This window comes from Paracoccus sp. IB05 (genome assembly GCF_016405985.1).
In the GTDB taxonomy this organism is placed as follows: Bacteria; Pseudomonadota; Alphaproteobacteria; order Rhodobacterales; family Rhodobacteraceae; genus Pseudogemmobacter.
The window spans coordinates 1-850 of record NZ_JAEFCF010000097.1; the positions used below are offsets into that span (position 1 = coordinate 1).

General features: G+C 61.2%; 1 protein-coding gene. It reads left to right on the forward strand.

Annotated features, from left to right (window positions below; genetic code table 11):
- Nucleotides 1-2: 2 nt before the first annotated feature.
- A partial coding sequence (locus JC607_RS25195) for an alcohol dehydrogenase catalytic domain-containing protein (RefSeq protein WP_198839446.1) occupies nucleotides 3-850 on the forward strand: 848 nt, incomplete at its 3' end.

Genomic DNA, 850 nt, shown 5'->3' on the forward strand with positions numbered 1-850 from the left:
CCATGCGTACCCGTGCCGCCGTTGCTCTTGCCGCAGGCAAACCGCTGGAAATCATGGAAGTGAACCTCGAAGGCCCGAAGCGGGGCGAGGTTCTGGTGGAGATCAAGGCCACGGGGCTTTGCCATACCGATGAATTCACCCGTTCGGGCGCGGATCCGGAGGGGATCTTCCCCTGTATCCTCGGCCATGAGGGCGCGGGGATCGTGATCGAGGTCGGCGAGGGCGTGACGACGCTGAAGCCCGGTGATCATGTGATCCCGCTTTACACGCCGGAATGTCGCGAATGCTATTCCTGCCTCTCGGGCAAGACCAATCTCTGCACCGCGATCCGCAATACCCAGGGCCAGGGGCTGATGCCCGATGGCACCACGCGGTTCTCGCTGCTCGATGGGACGCCGGTCTATCATTACATGGGCTGCTCGACCTTTGCGAACCACACGGTGATGCCGGAGATCGCGCTGGCCAAGGTCCGCGATGACGCGCCGTTCGAGAAGATCTGCTATATCGGCTGCGGGGTGACCACCGGGATCGGTGCGGTGATCAATACCGCAGGCGTCGAGATCGGCTCGACCGCGGCGGTGTTCGGCCTTGGCGGTATCGGGCTGAACGTGATCCAGGGCCTCAGGATGGCCGGGGCCGATATGATCATCGGCGTCGATCTGAATGACGATAAAGAGGAAATGGCGCGCAAATTCGGCATGACGCATTTCGTGAATCCGTCAAAAATCGAGGGCTCGGTGGTGCAGGAGATCGTCAATCTGACGAAGCGCGGCGCGGATCATCTCGGCGGTGTCGATTATTCATTCGATGCGACCGGCAATGTCAAAGTGATGCGCGACGCGCTGGAATG